The sequence below is a fragment of the Paenibacillus sp. FSL E2-0177 genome, assembly GCF_037992975.1.
Taxonomy (GTDB): Bacteria; Bacillota; Bacilli; order Paenibacillales; family Paenibacillaceae; genus Paenibacillus_AQ; species Paenibacillus_AQ odorifer.
Genome location: NZ_CP150307.1, coordinates 5,979,892 through 5,997,721, shown reverse-complemented (window position 1 = coordinate 5,997,721; position 17,830 = coordinate 5,979,892). Strand labels below are relative to the sequence as shown.

General features: G+C 42.6%; 14 protein-coding genes. 7 read left to right on the top strand and 7 right to left on the bottom strand.

Annotated elements, in window-relative coordinates:
* Position 1 precedes the first annotated feature (1 nt).
* The 5 genes from MHI25_RS26595 to MHI25_RS26575 form a co-directional block, all read right to left on the bottom strand.
* A complete protein-coding gene (locus tag MHI25_RS26595) occupies positions 2 to 682 on the bottom strand; it encodes a response regulator transcription factor (protein ID WP_036685458.1) in 681 nt (226 codons plus the stop codon).
* 31 nt (positions 683 to 713) lie between these two features.
* A complete protein-coding gene (locus MHI25_RS26590; protein WP_076144587.1) occupies positions 714 to 1,277 on the bottom strand; it encodes a methyltransferase domain-containing protein in 564 nt (187 codons plus the stop codon).
* Between the two features lie 30 nt (positions 1,278 to 1,307).
* Complete coding sequence (locus MHI25_RS26585) at positions 1,308 to 1,805, bottom strand: DedA family protein (protein WP_076130315.1); 498 nt, start codon at positions 1,803 to 1,805, stop codon at positions 1,308 to 1,310.
* A 279-nt stretch (positions 1,806 to 2,084) separates the two neighbouring features.
* Positions 2,085 to 2,882 (bottom strand): sulfite exporter TauE/SafE family protein, encoded by a 798-nt coding sequence (locus tag MHI25_RS26580; RefSeq protein WP_076098819.1) that lies wholly within the window; start codon positions 2,880 to 2,882, stop codon positions 2,085 to 2,087.
* Positions 2,883 to 2,926: 44 nt separating this feature from the next.
* Entirely contained in the window at positions 2,927 to 4,540 is a 1,614-nt protein-coding gene (locus MHI25_RS26575) for a carboxylesterase family protein (protein ID WP_340394609.1), read from the bottom strand.
* Between the two features lie 134 nt (positions 4,541 to 4,674).
* Here MHI25_RS26575 and MHI25_RS26570 point away from each other — a divergent pair, with 134 nt between their 5' ends.
* On the top strand, positions 4,675 to 5,586 hold the full coding sequence (locus MHI25_RS26570) for a LysR family transcriptional regulator (protein ID WP_340394608.1): 912 nt from the start codon (positions 4,675 to 4,677) through the stop codon (positions 5,584 to 5,586).
* A 20-nt stretch (positions 5,587 to 5,606) separates the two neighbouring features.
* Here MHI25_RS26570 and MHI25_RS26565 read toward each other — a convergent pair whose 3' ends face one another.
* Complete coding sequence (locus tag MHI25_RS26565) at positions 5,607 to 6,200, bottom strand: YdeI family protein (protein ID WP_076098816.1); 594 nt, start codon at positions 6,198 to 6,200, stop codon at positions 5,607 to 5,609.
* A gap of 86 nt (positions 6,201 to 6,286) precedes the next feature.
* Positions 6,287 to 7,255 (bottom strand): LacI family DNA-binding transcriptional regulator, encoded by a 969-nt coding sequence (locus MHI25_RS26560; RefSeq protein ID WP_076184812.1) that lies wholly within the window; start codon positions 7,253 to 7,255, stop codon positions 6,287 to 6,289.
* 112 nt (positions 7,256 to 7,367) lie between these two features.
* On the opposite strand from MHI25_RS26560, the gene ascB reads away from it, so the two are divergent.
* From ascB to MHI25_RS26530, 6 genes are all read left to right on the top strand, one after another.
* Entirely contained in the window at positions 7,368 to 8,780 is a 1,413-nt protein-coding gene (ascB, locus tag MHI25_RS26555) for a 6-phospho-beta-glucosidase (RefSeq protein ID WP_248549714.1), read from the top strand.
* A 283-nt stretch (positions 8,781 to 9,063) separates the two neighbouring features.
* Entirely contained in the window at positions 9,064 to 10,908 is a 1,845-nt protein-coding gene (locus tag MHI25_RS26550; RefSeq protein WP_248549713.1) for a beta-glucoside-specific PTS transporter subunit IIABC, read from the top strand.
* A 129-nt stretch (positions 10,909 to 11,037) separates the two neighbouring features.
* The gene (locus MHI25_RS26545; protein ID WP_036685434.1) at positions 11,038 to 11,877 is read left to right on the top strand and encodes a PRD domain-containing protein; all 840 of its coding nucleotides are present in this window, start codon (positions 11,038 to 11,040) and stop codon (positions 11,875 to 11,877) included.
* A 149-nt stretch (positions 11,878 to 12,026) separates the two neighbouring features.
* Positions 12,027 to 13,049 carry an iron-siderophore ABC transporter substrate-binding protein gene (locus MHI25_RS26540; protein WP_076184809.1) on the top strand — a complete coding sequence of 341 codons (1,023 nt, stop codon included), beginning with the start codon at positions 12,027 to 12,029 and terminating at the stop codon, positions 13,047 to 13,049.
* Between the two features lie 8 nt (positions 13,050 to 13,057).
* Positions 13,058 to 15,115 (top strand): iron ABC transporter permease, encoded by a 2,058-nt coding sequence (locus MHI25_RS26535; protein WP_340394607.1) that lies wholly within the window; start codon positions 13,058 to 13,060, stop codon positions 15,113 to 15,115.
* Between the two features lie 545 nt (positions 15,116 to 15,660).
* Complete coding sequence (locus MHI25_RS26530; RefSeq protein ID WP_340394606.1) at positions 15,661 to 17,733, top strand: penicillin-binding transpeptidase domain-containing protein; 2,073 nt, start codon at positions 15,661 to 15,663, stop codon at positions 17,731 to 17,733.
* Positions 17,734 to 17,830 lie beyond the last annotated feature (97 nt).

The window sequence follows — 17,830 nt, the reverse complement described above, 5'->3', positions numbered from 1 at the left end:
TTTAATCAACTTTGTAACCAACTCCCCAGACTGTCTTAATATACAGAGGTTCTCTTGGATTTTCCTCTAATTTTTCTCTTAAGTTACGAATATGAACCATTACGGTATTGTCAGAATATCCGTAAGGCTCTTTCCATACACTCTCGTAAATTTGCTCCGAACTATAAACTTGCCCAGGCCGGCTTGCAAGCAGGGTTAAAATCGCAAACTCTAGTGGAGTTAATGAAACTTCAATTCCATTTAACTTTACGGAATGTTTATTTTTATCTATGATCAGGTTTTTAATTATAAGCAGAGAGTTGAATTCTTCCTTTCCAATTAAGGACTGACGCCGTAACTGAGCTTTTACACGGGCCAGTAGTTCCAGTGGATTAAACGGTTTGATCATGTAATCGTCTGCCCCGGTAGTTAGACCTGTGATTTTATCAATGTCCTCTTGCTTGGCTGAGAGCATAATAATTGGGATATTTGATATTTCCCTAATTTTGAGACAGGCTGTGATACCGTCCATTTGAGGCATCATGACATCCAGGATAACCAGTTGAATGGATGTTGTTTGTATTGTACTCAACGCCTCTTGACCATCTGCAGCTTCAAGCACTTGGTAACCTTCATTTCTTAAGTAAACATGAATCACATCTCGAATTTCAGAATCATCATCTGCAACAAGAATAGTATTCAATGGACGCTGCCCCTCTTCTATATTTATTTTATTATGTTTCCCTTTTACGACAGACGTAGACGAAAGCGGGAGGAAAATTAAATGGCACATATTTTATTGTATCAATATTAAAATATTCGGAGAGTTGCTTCTTCATTTGAAGTGAATACTGAAAGGCGATAAATAATCCCTCAGGTTTAAGGGATTGGTAGATCTGTTCAACCAATGTATTTCTTAATTCGGGCTCAAAATTGAAAAAGGGCAGCCCACTAAAAATACAATCCAACTGATGAATATGTGAACTTTTAATTGTTTCTACTAAACTAGCAGCATTATGATAACAGGAAAAGTCCGGATAGCTTGTCTTCAGGTTATGCCTCATGGTTTTATCCATCTCAAATAGTAACACTTTCGTTGTACTAGTTACCTTAGTATTGATTACACGGGTGATTGCACCTGTACCTGATCCAAGTTCAGCGACTGCTTTAACTTCATGCCAAGGGGCTTGGTTAACCATGCTGTGTGCCAGAAACCGGGAACTCGGGGTAACACTGCCTACCTGTTTTGGATCATGAATAAAACTTCTTAAAAATAAGAGTTTTTCATTGAAGCTCATTCGGAATTCCTCCATAATTTTAGAATTGATTTAGATGTTTATTAATTTTGATAGGATGTGATCTCCAAAGTACGTTCCTACAAAAAAGAACAGTAAGGTCCAACTTAAAGCACTGGGATATGAAATAAGGGCAAATCGTTTATAGCTTGTACCGCTGAGCCCGATCAACATGGGAATGATGTAACGTACAACTGGAATAAACATGCCGATATACATAGCTGTACGCCCACGTTTTTTTAGAATCTGCTCTGCTTTTTTAAAATGTCTATTAGCTTCAAATTTGCACTTCAGCTTTTGCCCAAAGAATTTACCTGCAAAGTAGGCAACCGTAAAGGCCGTTAATAGCCCTGATAAAATGCAGAAATAAGTCATCCAGGAATTGATAATCCCCATGTGGCTTAGGGTAGCTCCAGTGAGGATTGTAATTTCATTAGGGATTGGAATTCCAAAAGGGCCTAACGTGAAAGCAAGATAAAAAATCAGATATCCATACTGATTGATTAGCTCTAAGACGGTATTACTGGCCAATATGCCACCTCCTTCGCTTACTTCAATACAGAAATCTTAACTAAAAAAACTGAGGAATTAGGTGGGGGAATTCTAAAGAAATCCTGAAGAGACTTAAAATTCGATAGGATTGGCCAAGTCTCTTATCCATAGGGGGCTAAATTATGATAGAAGAGGGGATCCGTTTCTGCCCTGCAATTTGAAATGTCGTTGATATCAAGGAATCAGTCCCACAGTCACAATAAAAAAGTCCTGAGGATCAAGAAACTCTTGATCCATCAGGACTTTTTACATAATGACCTACCCTTTCATCATCAAACGAAGCGAAACGATGATGAGAAAAACGGCTAATAGCTTTAAAAGCAGCTTGGCAGGAAGGCGTTTTGCCAGGCGTGCGCCAATTTGACCGCCGATAATTGCGCCAGGTGCTAGGGCTAACACCATAAACCATTCAACATTCAATAAAAAGGCATGTGTTGTGGTGCTTACGATAGCTGACAGGAAAATTTGAAGCATAGAAGTTGCAACAGCGATATGGGGGGCAAAGCCGAGAAGTAAGGTCATTGTCGGAACCATAAGACTCCCGCCGCCAATCCCAAATAGGCTTGCTACAAAGCCAACAAGAAAACTGATGATTATGCCGGTAGGCATATGATAAGCATATTCGAAATGAGCACCGCTATTATCGGAAAAGCTTCGCTTCACGGTTGGTTTGAAAGGCCAATGGATGGGTTTATTCGGCTTGAACAAGAGCAATAAAGCGACAAGGATTAAAAAAATACCGAAGCTTACGAAAAACATTCTCCCGCCCATTTGCTTGGTAAAGAGTGCACCTATTACTGAACCCGGAATCGAAACGGCGGCAAAGGTGAGCGCTGCTTGATAATCGATTCTCTTCTGCTTTGCGTACACATAAGTACTTGAGATGGAGTTGAAAAGCAGCATCGCCATTGATGTTCCAGCCAGATGTGAAGGCTCCATATCAGGAAAAAGGAAAGCCAACGCAGGCACAACGATGAACCCGCCGCCAAGTCCGACCAATGAACCGGAAATGCCAGCTGCTAGCCCGATGACTAAGAGCAGTAAGTAAGTTAGCACAACAGCATGTTCCTTCCTCTACGTCAATTCTACAATCATTTATTTTACCAGAAAAAACGTCCCGCAAATAAATTGTTTTTTAGCCAATTGCGCTGTTCTGCTGCTAAACGGGGATCATTGTCCATTTGGGACAGGATATCTTTTTTTACAAGTTTGCAGACGGATTGAACAATAGTTTGATCCTGGCTAGCATCTAACCAGAGAATTTCCGCAGACCGGGGATTAGGGGTGTATCGTTGCCAAGCAGGTTGTCCCTCAGCATTAGGATTACCGGTATATAGGAAATGCCGTAAATAGTCCCTCATTAGGGAAGAGAGCATGTTACGCCCAGGCTCGTTATGCTCGGAAATTACATCCGCAGGAAATCTTTCCTGGACACCGGAAAAGTCACCTGTATAGAAGGGGATGTCTGCACCATGCGGGGCACCCATAAGAAAACGGATGTAAGGATCGATCACTCCGTCTCTTAACCCCCAGGCGAAGCGGTAAGCATAGATGGGCATCTCCGGAATCGCACTTAATAATATCTCTGTAGTCTGCTCTACATTAAATTCTGCATACAGATCGCTCCCATATTGGACTGCAGCTTCATAGAGCTTCTTTTCTTCCAGATTTCCGGCTAACTCTTCCTTTTGCACTAGGGAGAAGAAATGAGTATCCCATAAAGTGAACTCGGAGAATTCGCTGGCAGTGCTGCCAAGGATGATCGGCAGGGAAGGGTGATCGCGGTTATTTAGATTGTCGAAGCCACCAATAGGAATGACCGTGCCATCTTCGATCAAATGGGGAAAAGCAGCCATCTGAAGCCCCGTCTCACGAATGATTTTGACAAAGTGAAAGGCATTCTGACGATATAGGAAGGCGGAAATCTTATCCGCAGATTGTGTGGAAATCCATACTCTTGCCTCATCTTGAGTGCTGACCATTCCTGTTTTTATTAATAACTCTGTTAAAATGTCAGCTGCTTTTTCTTCGCTTTGCTCCGTAACAGCCGTTGTTAAACCTCCGCTCATAATAAAAAGCTTATGAAAGAGCCCTCTGCCCAGCGGTGAAAGGTAAGCAGCTAATGCATTTCTTGCACCTGCAGACTGGCCCCCTAATGTTATGTTCCCTGGATTTCCCTCAAAGCAAACAATGTTATTGTGCAGCCACTTTAGCGCATGAAGAACATCGAGGAGACCGTAATTTCCTGAGTCATCCAAGGGGTCCCCAGTTCGGAGTGAGGGATGCCGGAAAAATCCCATTGCTCCTAAACGGTAATTCACTGTAACCACTATACTATTTGTCTTACACGCCAATTCTCCACCTTGAAAATCCCGTCCCGAACCCCCAATATTTCCGCCGCCGTGGAGGAAGACGAATACGGGTAAGCCTGCCTCGGCATGATCCGGTCGCCAAATATTCAAAAAAAGGCAATCTTCACTGCCGCCAGGTTCCCCTTGAATGAATTGGACACTGCTATTATTAAAATGGCATGCAGGCAATACACCTGTCCAAAGTTCTATCTCACGCGGTGCTTTCCATCTGAGCTTATCTATGGGAGGTTCCGCATAAGGAATCCCTAACCATGCGATCGCCCCAAGTGCTGGCAGACGTATGCCCTTAAGCTGACCACTGGAGACTGTAATAATTTCTTCCATGGGTTCTCGTGTGCTCATTTATAGTTCCCCTTTCTCCTGCAGATTCTTATGTATTTTTAATTCTCTTTATTATAGTGTTCTGCTATGATGATGAAAAATATATTATTATATATAAAATACATAACTCTAAGGTTATAGAAGAGGTGGTTTCGTTGGATTTACTTTCGCTTCGGTACTTTCAAACGGTTGCAAAGCTTGAGAATATGACCCTGGCAGCCGAAATACTCCAAATCTCACAGCCTGCTATAAGTAAAATGATCAAAAATCTTGAGGGCGAATTAAACGTCAAATTGTTTGATCGCACAGGAAAATACATTCGATTAAATGAATATGGAAAGCGGTTTCTTGTGAAAGTTGATTTAGCCCTACAAACGTTAGAGGAGGGGAAAACAGAGCTATTGGACTTGTCTGAGCGACCGACAGGAACTGTAGTGATTTTTATCCAAGCGGGTTCCTATTTGCTTCCGGATATGATCACATTATTTCGTCAGAAGTACCCGGAAGCTCAATTCAAGCTATTGCAGCAGGATCAGGAGATCTCACGTTATCCGGCTTTTGATTTGTGTATTTCTTCTACTCCGCTCAAGATTCCAGGAACAGTGTCCACACCGGTATTAACGGAAGAAATCCTGCTGGCGGTTCCTAATGAGCACAGGCTCGCAACCCGTAAAAGTGTACGTCTGAATGAACTCGCGGAAGACGGTTTTATCAGTTTGAAAATAGGCAAGCAGCTGCGCGAAACGACGGATTCTCTCTGTCACGCCGCCGGATTTGCTCCGCGTATCATTTATGAATGCGATGAGCCTTCGATGGTACGCAGTCTAGTCCGTTCGGGACTAGGGGTTTCTTTTATCCCCGCTGTAACTTGGGGGGGTTCTCAAGGATCCTCTGTTGTGCTTCTTCCCATTGAAGAACCCATAAGTACCCGCACCATTGAAATCTCATGGTATACCAACCGGTACATGACTAATGTCGCTAAAAAGTTCAAGGCCTTTGTTGAGGATTATTACAAGCAGTTAAAAGAAGACAAATTAAAAAATGAGTCAACTAACCCTAAGGCTTAATTGACTCATTGTCAGCAACGCTAATCATTTAATCCCTTACCCTCAAGGATTTGCGGGATGAATTTTTCAATTCGGGATACGCGGGTTTTGGATTGTTTCGCTTGAGAAAAATGATAAATATATGCGTTTTGCCGTCCAGGCGTTAAGGCTTCAAAAGCAGTTTTTAAGCCAGGAAGTTCAGCGAATTTAGTCTGAAGCTCTTCAGGAATGAGGTAATCCTCTTTCTTTTTTAATTCGACTTCCAAACCCGCCTTTTCAACTTCTATGGCATTTTGAATGTAGGCTTTCAGAACAGCTTCCATTTCAACGATTTGTTGCACATTCGTAAACCGAATCTGGCGCGCTGCCTGCACATTTTCTGTTTGTTGAATTAGAATCCCATTGGGATCCTGTAACAAGGCACCTTTGTGAAAGAGAAGCGCACAATATTCTTTAAATCCATGAATTAGTACTATGTTTTTATCATCAAATGTGTAACATGGATGCATCCACTTATAATCTTCGGTCAGCCCGCAATCAAGCACGATCGTTCTCAACTGCTCATATTCTTCCCGCCATTGTTTCGCTTTACTTAAGAATTTATCAACCCTAGGATTCAATACATTATTTGTCATAAAAAACACCCATCTTCATCATATTTTCAATACAATTTTACTTTTTTTATGGAATGTACAGTCGGAATCTTCTGGGAATGGGCAACCTATGTTGTCTCCCGTTCGATCAGTTGGAACGATAGGGGCTGCAGCTCCATATCCAGTCCAAGCAGGGTTGGAGCCAGCAGAAGAAAGGCGTTCTCCGCCTGTCCTGCAATCGGATTCCGAACAGTGGTAATTCCGAGTGTCTGTGACAGCTCCGAATTATCAAAACCAATGATAGCTAGATCACGGGGCACATCCAGCTGCTGTCTACGTGCTTCGCTCAGAACGCCCACCGCCACCAAATCATTGGAGCACAGAATGGCATCCGGCTGATCGGGTTGTCCAATTAGGGTTCGCACCAATTGCTCTCCGTCACGGATTCCATAAATCGTGGAGTAATACCATTTCTCAACGATGGGAAGATTATATTTGGTCATGATTTGCTCATAAGCTAGTCGTCTACTCTGGGTATTTATGCTGCTTGGGCGGCCAAAAGCATTAGCGATACGCGTATAACCCCGCTCTATCAAATGCTCTAGAGCGAGTGCATATCCATCATATTGGTTCATGGCAACTGACGGTATTTCAGGATGGTCCATGCGTTGCCAAGACACAATCGGGCCGTATTTGCAGTAGGAAGTTATGACATTTTTATCGTTAACAGCGGTCAGAATAAGCAGAGCGTCGACTCTTTTTTGTTTGAGATCCTCGAAGGCCTGAAGTTCCTTTTGCTTATCACCGCCGGTGGTATAAATAATCGTCTGATACCCGTAACGGCCGGAAATTTCGACGAAGCTGTTCATGAAGCACAAAATAAGCTCGTTGAGGTCTAAGGTAATCATGCCGATTTGCTGGGTTTGGCCTTTGGATAAAGATATGGCATTCCGATTGGGAACATAGTCCGTCTCTTTCATAATGGCGAGAATTTTCTCCCTAGTTTCCTTGCTGACATGGGGAGAATCGTTCAGGACTCGGGATACCGTAGCTTTGGAAAAGCCCGACAGCTTAGCAATTTCGTCAAGTGTGGACATCGGCTTATCTCCTTTGCAAGATTAATCCTTGACATGTAACGCGTTCCAAGGTTTAGGATTCGGATTAGAGCAGTAAACCTATACTATCACAATAGCAAAGGCGGGAAGAAATATGAACTTACAATTTCCAGAAGGATTCCTATGGGGTGGGGCTGTAGCCGCTAACCAGCTTGAAGGGGCATATCAGGATGATGGCAAAGGCTGGTCTACCCAAGATGTCATGCCGCATGGCATTAAGTCTGCGCCTACAGAAGTTCCTACCGACGATAACATGAAGTTGATTGGTATCGATTTCTATCACCGATATAAAGAAGATATTAAGCTGTTTGCGGAAATGGGCTTTAAAGTATTCCGGACGTCTATTGCCTGGTCCCGGATTTTCCCGAAAGGGGACGAGCTGGAGCCGAATGAACAGGGCTTGCAGTTCTACGACGACCTGTTCGACGAGTGTCATAAATACGGCATCGAACCGCTAGTTACGATCTCCCATTATGAGACCCCGCTGCATTTGGCACGAGAGTATGATGGATGGGTTAACCGTAAGATGGTGGAATTTTACGAGCGTTATGTGAGAACGATCTTTAATCGTTACAAGAACAAGGTCAAATACTGGCTGACCTTTAACGAGATCAATTCTATCCTAGAGTTCCCATTTATGAGTGGCGGAATCAATACTCCATTGGAAAAATTGAGTAAGCAGGATCTGTATCAGGCCATTCACCATGAGTTCATTGCAAGTGCTTTGGCGGTAAAAATCGGTCATGAGATCAATCCTGATTTCAAAATAGGCTGCATGGTGCTGAGCATGCCAATTTATCCGCTCACTCCGCATCCGGACGATTTGATCAAGGCGATGCAAAGTGATCACAAAAATATGTTTTTTGCGGATGTTCATAGCAGAGGTTATTATCCAGGCTATATGAAACGGTTCTTTAAGGAAAATGGAATTCACATTCATTTCGAGCCAGGGGACGAGGAAATTCTGAAGCATACCGTGGATTTCATATCGTTCAGTTACTATATGAGCACATGTGAAACGGCTGATCCGGAGAAACAGATCAGAGGAGAAGGAAACCTGCTGGGTGGGGTACCGAATCCGTATCTGGAAGCGAGCGAATGGGGTTGGCAGATCGATCCGCAGGGCTTGCGTTATGTGATGAATATATTCTATGACCGATACCAAAAACCGCTGTTTATCGTGGAAAATGGCCTTGGCGCAGTCGATCAGCTGGTTGTAGACGGGAACGGTGAGAAGATCGTAAACGACGATTACCGGATCAATTATTTGCGAGATCATTTGGTTCAAGTAGCAGAAGCTATTGCTGATGGCGTGGAAGTTATGGGATACACAAGCTGGGGCTGCATCGACTTGGTTAGCGCAACAAGCGCCGAGCTGAAGAAACGTTATGGTTTCATTTATGTAGATCGTCATGATGATGGTTCAGGTACACTGGAGAGATACCGTAAGAAGTCCTTCCACTGGTACAAAGAAGTAATTGAATCCAACGGACAAAGCCTGTTCTAATAAAAAAAGTCCTGATAATCAAGTTATTCTTGATCTATCAGGGCCTTTTTTTGTTATCCAATATTATACAGACACTGGTTTATTGTTGACATCATTAATTGAACATGTTAATTTGTAAATATTAAATTAATCGGATATCAGGATTGCTACTGCATAGCAGGCAAAACCTAAGTTTCATTTATGATTACGGGGATAATCTCACTCGTACATAGATGTGATTTAGGTTTTTTTGTGTTCCCTGATATCCGTGATTAATTGATCTGTTACAGAGGGGTGTATAAAAATGAGTTATGAACAGCTAAGTAAAGACATTATCCAATCTGTCGGTGGGGAGAAAAATATTAACAATGTGATTCATTGTGCCACGCGACTAAGATTCACACTTAACGATGAGCAAAAAGCTGATAAAGAAAATTTGGAGAAAATGAAAGGGATTATTGGGGTCGTTAGCAAAGGGGGACAGTTTCAAGTTATAGTGGGTACCCATGTTGCTGATGTGTATAAAGAAATTGCCAAATCCATATCCCCTAACAGTGATTCTGGCGAGAACAAGGTAAAGAAACCTATAGGGACTTTGATTTTTGATGTTATTTCTAGAAGCTTTTCGCCTCTGATTGGTGCTTTAGCAGGTGCGGGTATGTTGAAAGCGCTATTAACCGTACTTGCTTCGTTACATGTTCTAAGTGCGGATAGCGAAACTTACAAAGTATTAGCCGGCGCTAGTAATGCCGTGTTTTATTTTCTACCCATTTTCTTAGGGATTACGTTATCGATTAGGCTGGGTGTGAATGCTTATGTGGGTGGTAGTATCGGTGCGGCCTTACTTGAGCCTAATATTACGGGATTAGCAAGTGTTGAATCTCCACATTTTTTAGGTATTCCTTTAGTAATTTCGGACTATTCATCAAGCGTGTTTCCGATTTTTATCGCCATCTGTATATACGCTTTATTGGATAAGCAGCTAAGAAAGTTTATACACAAGGATTTGCAGATGTTCTTAGTCCCTATGCTATGTTTGATTGTGATTGTGCCGTTAACTATTTTAGCGTTCGGACCGTTTGGCGTGAATGTAGGGAATTTAATTGGAGACGCTATTTTGTTCCTCAGTACGAAAAGCGGTATTGTTACGGGAGCAATTGTGGGAATAGCTTGGACGTATTTGACTGTGCTCGGATTGCACTGGGGACTTGTGCCAATTATTCTTGAGAATATTGCTAAGGGTGGAGATCCGATATATGCAATGGCCGGCATGGCCATCTTCGCTCAGCTGGGTGTAGCGTTGGGGATCTTCCTGAAAACAAAGGACAAACAGTTGAAAACATTGGCCGGCAGTACATTTATACCAGGCGCGCTTTCCGGTGTAACAGAACCTATTATTTACGGATTGCTGACTCGTTACAAACGAACTTTCATTTATGTAACCATTGCCGGCGGAGTAGGTGGAGCACTTAGTGGTCTTTTCAAAGTGAAGATGGAAGTCTTCGCATTTGTCAGCGTATTAAGTCTTCCTGCATTCTCTCCGCTGGCCGTTCAAGCGATTATAGCAGGAGTGACCATTGTATTGGCTATGGTAATTACCATGGTATTTGGTTATGAAGATAAAAAGAAAGTGAATATTGTAGAAGAAAAAACGAATACTGAAAAAAGCGAGGTTATCCTCCCTCACGCCGTTAAAAGTTCAACCGTTGTAAGCCCTCTGGCTGGTAACGTAATCCCGTTAACCTCAGTAGATGATGCTGCCTTTGCTTCAGAAGCAATGGGCAAGGGGATTGCAATTGAACCCACAGAAGGTAAGCTTTATTCACCGGTAAGTGGAGTTGTATCCACTATTTTCAGAACAGGTCATTGTATTGCGGTAGTATCAGATGAGGGTGTTGAGGTCTTGATTCATATCGGTATAGAAACCGTGAAGCTAAAAGGTAAATACTTTGATGTGAAAGTGCAAGAAGGAGCAACAGTTAAACAGGGTGATCTATTGATTGAGTTTGATTTTGAACAAATAAAAAATGAAGGTTATCAATGCACAACGCCGATAATTATTACCAATACGGCTAATTATAGTGATGTGATTGGTACCAATAAAACAGCTATTACACCGGGTGAAGATCTGCTGACTGTTGTAGTGTGATCTATTGAAGAGTCATAAGGTATGAATGGAATCGATCTCTTAGTACTGCTACTTAGAGATCGATTTTTTATTATAGAATACTATAAAAAAGTGCTAGCTTCGTAAAATGAAAAGGTAAGGAGCTGTAATATGCGGATCGAAAAAGTGTTAAACAACAATGTTGTTACTGTCATAGATGACCAAAATTTTGAACTAGTAGTTATGGGAAGAGGACTGGCCTTTAAGAAAAAACGTGGAGACTTTTTAGAAGAAGATAAAATTGAAAAGATATTCACTTTAAGTAATCAAAAACTTTCAGATAAGCTAAAAACGCTGCTTTCCGAGATTCCAATCGAGCACATGGAGCTCTCAGAAGAGATTATTAACTTCGCCAAACTGCAGCTCGGTAAAATGCTGGATGACAGTATTTATGTTAGTCTGACAGATCATATCAGTTTTGCGCTGGAGAGATTCTCAAAAGGGATGAAGATTAAAAACGCCATGCTTTGGGAAATCAAAAGATTCTATAAAGAAGAATATGAGGTTGGGAAAGCTGCGCTTCAAATCATACATTCCAAGCTCGGAGTCAGACTTCCCGAAGATGAGGCCGGACATATTGCTCTCCATCTGGTGAATGCTGAACTAAATGAAGAGATGCCTAACATGGTGAATATCACCAAGATTATGAACGACATCCTAAATATCGTGAAGCGCCATTTCAGGCTAGAGTACGACGAGGAGTCCCTTGCTTATTACCGTTTTATCACTCATTTGAAATTTTTTGCACAACGTCTCATCAACGGTACTCCACCTCCTGATAATGAGAATGGCCTATTTATTTTGGTAAAGCAGCAGTATAAGGAAGCTTTCGCAAGCGTTGAGAAAATTAAAATCTATATTGATAAAACATATAATCGGGAGTTAACAAATGATGAAATGCTGTATCTGACCATACACATTGAAAGAATTACAAACCAGATCATGGAGTAGGGACGGTTAAGCCTTAAATTTTAACTTTGACTTTCGGGAGAATCGCGTATAAGATTACTAATATGTTTTCTGTGATAATCATTATCAATAGATTGATAACGGTTATCATGGAATCAACTTCGAACGTTGAATCCAGGGGGATAAAGTAAATGCACAAAAGGTTAATTAGTTTATTTATGGTTGTTGCTATCATATTGGTCGTATCAGGCTGTGGTACTAACCAAAAGAATAATTCAACATCGAACGCGGGAGCAACTGACAAACCAGCTGCTGAAAACGCGGGCAGTGAATCTACAAGCGGTCCTATTGTTTTAAAGGATTCTAAAGGTGAGATTACGCTGGACAAACCTGCGCAAAGAGTTGTGGTATTGGAATGGACCTTTACGGAGGATGTTATTGCACTGGGAGTGCAGCCAGTAGGTAACGCAGATAACGAAAACTATAAGCTGTATGTGACTTCTGAAGCACCACTTGATGCAAACGTGACTGATGTTGGTTCCCGTGACGAGCCAGATCTGGAGACAATTGCTTCATTAAAGCCTGATCTGATTATTGCCAATACGGGTGGGCATGAAGGAATTTATGATCAACTTAAAAGTATCGCTCCAACATTGATTTTCGGCTTGTATCCGAATGAAGGAGAAGGTAATCAGTACACACTGATGGAAGATACTTTCAAAACAATTGCAGCGGCAGTAGGTAAAACAGCAGAAGCCGATAAGGTTCTTGCTGATTTGGATGCACATTATGCAGATGCAAAAGCAAAGCTGGCTGATGCAGGCAAAGAAGGCTTGAACTATGTACTGACACAAGCATACAGCTACCAGAATGCAGCAACGATGCGTCTTTTTACAGATAATTCACTTGCGGTACAAACTTTGGATCGGATCGGTCTGAAAAACGACTGGAAACCCGAAAATTTCGAAGTTTACGGATTCAGTACCTCTACAGTTGAGGCATTGCCTGCGGTTCAGGATACAAATCTAATCTATATCGTCCAAGAGGATGATAATATTTTCACGAAAGAACTGAAGGATAATTCCGTTTGGAATGGCCTTAACTTTGTAAAAGAGAATCGCACCTTCGGATTGAGCAGTACTACTTGGGTGTTCGGCGGTCCGATCTCCTCCAAAGTTATCGTGGATGAAGTTGTAAATACATTAACGAAATGAGTGCGGTTATGAACGAAAAGAGTAGCAAAGAAGCCTCTATCGGCATGAACTGGGGGATCATTGGAATATTTGGGGGCGGCTTTGCCGTCCTCTTCATTCTGTTCGTTTTAAGTTTGGGCTTTGGGGAAGCCAAGATTCCTGCAGCTACTGTAATAGATGGTTTGCTGAATCGCCAAGATATAATGGAACATAATCTGCTCTGGGATATCCGCATGCCACGTACAGTTATTGGTCTGCTGGCCGGGGCTGCTCTGGCTGTGGCTGGGGCATTATTGCAAACTATAACGAAGAACCCGCTTGCTTCCTCAGATACACTTGGGATTAATGCCGGGGCATACTTTATGGTCGTGCTTGGTATGGTAGCTTTTCCTGCTTTGCAGCATGAGTTTCCATTTTTGCTCGCAGTTGCAGGGGGACTGCTTGCTGCTTTAGCCGCTTATTTATTGAGTGGAGGCAAGGCAGCCACACCTGTTCGGCTGGCTTTGTCAGGTATGATCGTCTCCATGGTGCTCGGAGCGTTTACATCGGCCATACATATTTTTAAAAGAACAGAAACACAAAATCTGTTTTTATGGGGTTCAGGTTCCCTAATCCAGTTGGATTGGGACGGTGTTATATATGCCTGGCCTTTTGTCGTAGTGCTGCTATTGGCAGCGATATTTGCCGGCAGACAATTTGATGCGCTGGAGCTCGATGAGTCAACCGCTCGTTCACTTGGACAGCGAGTAGGGTTAATTCGGGCGACAGGACTTGGCCTATCGGTATTAATGGCTGCGGTTGTAGTCAGCGTGGTTGGACCGATTGGCTTCGTCGGCTTAGTGGCTCCCCATCTCGTCAGACTTAGTGGGATTCGCAAGCATCGCCTGCTCATTCCTGCAAGCGCGTTGTGGGGAGCCTTGCTCATCACGGCAGCGGATACGCTAGCGCGTGTAGTGCGAAGCAGTGTGGGTGAAATGCCTGTTGGTGCAGTTATGGCGATTATTGGAGCCCCGTGGCTCATTTGGCTGGTACTCACCAAGATGAAAAATATATCGGGCTCAGGCGCTGGCCAATCATCGATGAGTATCGGTGGGGCGGGACTGCGTCTGCGCTTTGTGCCGACGGTTATAGTTATGACCGTGCTGCTCATTGTTATTATCCTCGTAAGCTTATCGTTTGGGGGAACAAAAATACCGATCAGTGAATTGCTAAGTAGTCTGTTCCATAGGGGGGATCAATCCTATTCCGTCCTGCTGAATTTACGGCTTCCCCGTACACTCGTAGCGGCTGCAGGAGGGATCGCACTTGCAATCAGTGGTGTATTGATTCAAAGTGCTGTTCGAAATCCATTGGCAGATGCTTCTATTATTGGTGTGACCTCAGGGGCTGGCTTTGGTGCTTTGGCCGTAATGACCGTTTGGCCAGCATTGACGGTATTTGCAGTTCCGCTTGCCGCAATCGTGGGTGGGGCACTGGCTGCTGCTTTTGTCTTTTTTATGGCCTGGCGCAGGTCCTTGAATCCATCGGTTCTGATCTTGCTTGGAATCGCAGTCTCTGCTATTGCCTCTGCGGGAATCCAGGTCATGATCGTCAAAGGAAGTTTATGGAGCAGTAGCTCCTTAATTTGGTTAACGGGTTCGACTTATGGACGAAGCTGGAATCAATTTTACATCCTATTTGCATTCCTGCTTGTACTTGTTCCGATTGCATACTATTTGGGCCGAAAATGCGATTTGTTGGCATTTGGTGACGAGAGTTCAACAGGATTGGGCTTGCCGGTTCGAGGAACGCGGCTTTGGGCTATGATTATCGGCGTTTTGCTTGCAGCGGGAGCCGTTGCAAGTGTGGGAACAATTGGCTTTCTCGGACTCATGGCGCCGCATGCGGTGCGGATGATGATTGGTCATCATACGAGACGCTCGATTGTTTTGTCAGGATTACTTGGCGGCTTGATGCTCGTCATTGCCGATACGCTCGGAAGAACCATAATGGCGCCGAAAGAAATCCCTTCAGGTCTTATTATTATGCTGATTGGGGCTCCGTATTTCTTGTTTCTAATGTACCGGTCACAGGTTAGAAAAGTGTAGATTTTGTTATAAGAAAAAATCAGGGGGTGCCCCATCAGCCGTAAAATGGCTGCTGGGCACCCCCTGATTAATTAGAGCTTGCTCTATCAAGAACTCCTCAAACATCGTTTCATCTGTTTAAAATTCCCCTCCCTTACGCTACAGCTATCGGACACAGATGACCTTAAACGCAGCTTTATTTCGCATTTGAAGTGCCAACGGACCGCATAGTCGCTATTGGTATGAAAAGCACCCGATTTGCCCTTCTTCCTATGAAATAACGTCATTGGAGTCCGAAACCAAGCTCCAAAGGCTAAAAATGCGCATATAACGTCATCTGAGTCCGTAGGCCTCAGCGAATGTTGAGAATTTATTGGTGCAGGCCACCAACGCCCATAAACAAAAAGCAGCGATTCTCCCATACCGGGGAAAGCTGCTTTTTTAATTGGATATTATCGATTTGTGAACAATTATTTAACTATTATTCTTAATTTTGTATATTTCCGTTTGCTAGTTTATACTTTAATCTTATGCTGTAGAATTTTGGAAATAAGGAGTGGGATTATGTGAGGCTCTTCGACAGAAAAGGTGTACAAGACGGCAGCAAAACTATTAACAACTCTGGCGAATTAAGAATCAATATTTTTTTCTTTAGCACTTTTATTATTTTTTGTGTGATTATCCTACGCCTTGCGGTCTTGCAATTTGTCGAAGGACCTACGTTATCTGAAGCTGAGGCTAATCGGGATACGAAAATAGTGGCATTATCGGCATTGAGAGGGAATATCCTCGCTGCTGATGGTGAGAAATTGGCATACTCAACGCCCGTTCAATCTTTGTACCTTACTTTGGATAAGGAATATACCGCAACAAAAACAGATAAAACTACGAAAAAAGTTACCTTAACTGCTGAGGCAAATAATAAATCAAAGGCACTCGCCAGCAAGTTAGCAGAAGCCTTCGAAACTTATGGTGATCCTAATGAGAAAAAACTAACCACAGAAGAGATCCTTGAGTCTATGGATTTATATTCAAAAAAACTCTCTGGTTATGTAGCACGAAGAATTAAATCAGGTTTAACTAAGAAAGAAATCGCTTATTTTTTAGAACACAAAAACGAATATCCAAACCTTGAAGTGATAGAGGAAAGTAGCAGGCATTATGATACCGATACGGTGGCTGTACAAGCTGTTGGTTACGTGAAATTTTTTAAATCCTCTACTAGTTTAGATCTTTATAAGGATGTACTTCAGGCGATGAAAAATAATCAGAACCCTGGACTTAACTATAAAGAGGATGAGCTAGTAGGCTTTGATGGCTTGGAGCTGCAATACCAGAAGGAGCTTCGGGGACAGAATGGATATAAGGAAGTTTCCGTAGATCCGCAGAATATGGCGGAAAAAATTGTCAGTATTGAACCCCCGGTCAAAGGAAGCACTATCTGGACTACCCTTAATAAAAAAATTCAGCTGAAGACCGAAGAAGCCATTAAAGATCAGATTCAGTGGTTGCATTCACACACCGTTCAGGGAGAAACACATCCTGATGCTTTAACAGGTTACGCTGTAGCCATGGAAGTGGATACAGGTAATGTTATTGCTATGGCAAGTATGCCTGACTATGATACCAACAGCTGGGCTACGGGTTCGATCTCTCCAGAGGTGTATAAAAAAATTGAAAAGCATTACCAAAATGGAACAATAACTCCATACTCATCGGGAAGATCAGGGCATAATTTTGAATCTACTGTGCTGCTCGGTTCGACCATAAAACCATTGAGTGTGTTAATTGGCTTAAAAGAGGGCTTTATAAGTACTTCTTCTACTTATCAAGATAAGGGAATCACCTCATTTGGTAGGGAAGGACATGAGACTAATGTAAGGAACTCATCCAATCATGTATACGGATCTTTGTATCCTTATACAGCCATTGAAAAATCTTCAAACGTATATATGGTTGATATGATCGGAAAAAAATTGTACGAAAAATACAAGTCTAAGGGCATCGGGGTATGGGACACATATATGAAAGAATTCGGTCTAGGTGTGCCAACAGGGATAGGTTTACCAAGGGAATACTTGGGTGATCTGAATTATAAAGCTGAAGCTAAAGCGGGTTCAGTTCAGTCGGCACTTGTTTATGCTTCTTTTGGGCAGCAGGGACGTTATACCGTTCTTCAGTTGGCGCAATATGCGGCTACACTAGCCAATGAAGGGCAACGAATCAAACCACAGCTAGTAAGCAAGATCACGGACTCCAAAGGTAAAGTTATCAAAGAATTCAAACGGGAAGTGCTTGATGAAGTGACTACTTTCGATAAATCCTATTGGCGGGAGATAAAGAAAGGGATGAACAGTGACGTTAAAAGTGCCTTCGGTGATTTCCCCTATGATTTTGCGCGTAAAACAGGAACTTCACAACAGACGGATAGTAAAAACATAAACCGTGATAACGGAGTGTTTATAGCTTTTGCACCACGTGAAAATCCAAAACTTGCTGTAGCTGTAGTTATTCCTGAAGGCGGATTTGGATCTAGTAGTGCAGCACCTGTAGCGAGAAAAATTTTTGATGCTTATGATTGGGAGTACGGATTGGATGGAATTCCGAAGAAAAATGTGGATAAAAGTATCAGCGAATAACACAAAGGAGAGAGCGCACACTGCGCTTTCTTTTTCTTTTTACAGAGCGGTTTATGGCAGATCGAAGGAACGGGTTCAAGATTAAAATATTGTAACC